Origin of the sequence: Kitasatospora sp. NPDC059462 (assembly GCF_042749955.1) — a bacterium.
GTDB lineage: Bacteria > Actinomycetota > Actinomycetes > Streptomycetales > Streptomycetaceae > Kitasatospora.
On sequence record NZ_JBHYUU010000367.1, the window covers coordinates 1 to 2,717 of the forward strand.

1 protein-coding gene is annotated in these 2,717 nt (G+C 77.8%); it reads right to left on the bottom strand.

The genetic code is table 11. The features are described 5' to 3' along the window. Positions 1–344: 344 nt before the first annotated feature. On the bottom strand, positions 345–2,360 hold the full coding sequence (locus tag ACFXAM_RS38450) for an alpha/beta fold hydrolase (protein WP_380298556.1): 2,016 nt from the start codon (positions 2,358–2,360) through the stop codon (positions 345–347). Between the last annotated feature and the right edge of the window lie 357 nt (positions 2,361–2,717).

The window sequence follows — 2,717 nt, forward strand, 5'->3', positions numbered from 1 at the left end:
ATACGCGGTTGAGGCCGTGCGACGCGGTGTCCTCTTACTTATTCTCGTCGGCGTCGGTCCCGGCGACGGGTCCGGTGGTGTCGGTGAGGGTGTCGGACATCAGAATCGTCTTTTCCTTGCGAGGGTGCAGGTGGTTCGGCGCCCGGCCGGCACGTCGCGGGCGCGGTCGGGGCGTGGCCGGTGATCGCGGCCCGTACTCCGGCCGCCACCTTAACCGCCGGAGCGGGCGAGATCCTATCGAGATCATGACGGCCGTCCGGGGAGCGGCGCGGCCCCGAACGGGCGCGGATCCGCAGGTGGATCCGGCGTTCCCGCCCGGTGCCCGGGCGCCCCGACGCCCGGTGCTACCCGGGCCGGCCGGTGCGCAGGAACGTGGCGAGGAGCTCGTGCAGCACCGCGCCGCCCTCCTCGGCGAGCACCTCGTGCCCGGCCCCCGCCGCCTCGACGTAGCGGAAGTCGCTCCCCTCCGCGCGCCCGATCCGCAGCAACTCGTGCCGCAGCGCACGGGACTGGCTCACCGGGACCACCTCGTCCCGGTCGCCGTGCACGACCAGCAGCGGCGCGCCGATCCGGTGCACGAGCTGGAGCACGTCGCGCGGCCCCCGGGCGTCCTCGATCGGCTCGCCGCCGCCCAGCCGGGTGGTCAACGCCCGTACCGGGGCCGAGGCTTCGGCCAGCAGCCGGGCGCCGGACAGGAACGGGGCGACGACCGCGCAGCGCGTCAGCTGCTCGGCCGGCGCGTGCGCCGCCGCCAGCAGGGCGAGGAACGCGCCGTAGCTGACCCCGAACAGGGCCGGCGGTTCCAGGCCGAGCGCCGCGCGCTGACCGGCGACGGCCTCCAGCAGGTGCAGCACGTCGTCGAGGTCCGGCCCGCCCCAGGCGCCCCGGACGGCCATCGCGTGCGCCAACCCGTAGCCGGTGGAGCCGCGTTGGTTCGGCGCGAGCACGGCCAGGCCCTCGGCCGCCATCCGCTGCAGGGCCGGGTCGAACTCCAGCCGCCAGGCGTCGGCCGGCCCGCCGTGCAGCGCCAGCACCAGGTGCGGGCTGCTCAGCCACCCGTCCCCGCCGTACACCACTGCCTCCAACGGCCCGGCCGGTCCCGCGAGTTCGAGACTCTGCGCGGGCTGCCAGCGGCCGCCGTCACCGGGTGCGGCGGAGCCGTCCAGTCGCCAACCACGCTGCGGTGCGGAGGAGTTGACGCGCCCGACGGTGCCCGGGCGCCAGGGCAGGACGGTGTCCCGCCACGGGCCGGGCAGGCCGGAGCCGAGCGGTGCCAGCTGCAGCGGCAGCGGAACCGGCACCGGGCCGGACGCGGTGGCGGCCGGGTCGTGCGCCAGCAGCGCGTCCACGTCCAGGGTGGCGAGCCCGGCCGGGTGGTCGGGCGCCGAGTACGGCATCCGCAGCCCGCCCGCCGACCAGTGGCCCACCGCGCCGAGCCGCCCCGGCGGGACGGGCAGCGGGTCCAGCCGGCCGGCGGCCGGCTGCCACAGCGCGAGCGAGCAGCCCGCGCCGTGGTCGACCTGGAGGGCCACCCGGACCCCTTCCGGGCCCGGACGCAGGGCCACCGGCCGCAGGAACATGCCCGCGACGTGCAGCGCGTCCGGGAACCGCAGCGGTCGGCCGCCGCCCAGCACGCCCCAGCCGATCCGGTCGGCGCCGGGGGCGTCGCTGCGCACCATCGCGAACCGGCTGTCCGGGTCGAACAGCACCAGCCGGTCGTTGCTGCGCCCGCCGATCTCCAGCAGCGGGGTGACGGTGCCGGTGCGCAGGTCCAGCGCCACGGTGCGCACGAGGCCGTCGCCCACCCGGTCGAGCGCCAGCAGCGCGCCGCAGCGGTCCAGCCAGACGCCGCCGCCGTACAGGCCCGGGATCCCGGCGATCTGCTGCGGCGCGGAGCCGTCGGCGCGCACCAGCCAGACGGTGGTGGCCGGCCGGGTGTCGCTGCCCAGCGCCAGCGCGACCGGCGCCCCGGGGCCGGACGGCGCGCCCGCCGGGAGCGGCAGCAGGCGCAGGCCCGGCATCCGCAGGGTGGCCGGCGGGCGCTCGACGGCGACGGGCCGGCCGTCGGGGCCGTCGGCGGCGTGGAGCGTCACCAGGTCGTGCCGCTCGCCGTCGTGCCGGCAGAGCAGCACCGACCCGTCCGGAAGGGCGACCGGCTGGGAGCACGGGCTCTCGAAGCGGGGCCCCGGCAGGCGCAGCGCGGTCGGGACGGCCGGACCGTCCTGCGGGAGGCGCCAGCTCTCCGCGTACCAGCCGCCGTCGGAGGCGGAGGCGAGGCAGGCGGCGTGGCTGCCGTCGGCGGCGAAGGTGAAGCCGGTCCGGCGCAGGGCCCGGGTGGCGGTGCGGGCGGCCACGGTCATGCCGTCACCCGCCCCGTCGGGTGCGGGTGCGGGTGCGGGTGCGGCGCCGGCCGCGCCGGGTCCGTTCCGCCGGCCGTCCGCGCCGTCCGCGTCGTCCGCAGCGATGTGCCCGCCCCCATCCGCCACCACATCCCTTCGTCCGGTGCCGGCGCGCCCCGCCGGTCCCCACTGCGCCGGTGCCGGCGGTGTCGTCGCCGGGCCCGGCGGAGCGCCCTCCGGGCCCCGGTCGGACAACTCCCGTTCGCGGAAGTGAAGTTACGTTCGGTAGTGGGGCGTGCTCAATCCGAAGCCGGTCACTTCACTCGTAAGGGTGATCCGCTCGCCGTTTCGCCCGCCCGCGAACGGGCCGGTGTGCGC

Coding starts and splice junctions, on each gene's coding strand:
- ACFXAM_RS38450 (WP_380298556.1), bottom strand. CDS start 2,360: ATGACCGTGGCCGCCCGCACCGCCACCCGGGCCCTGCGCCGGACCGGC.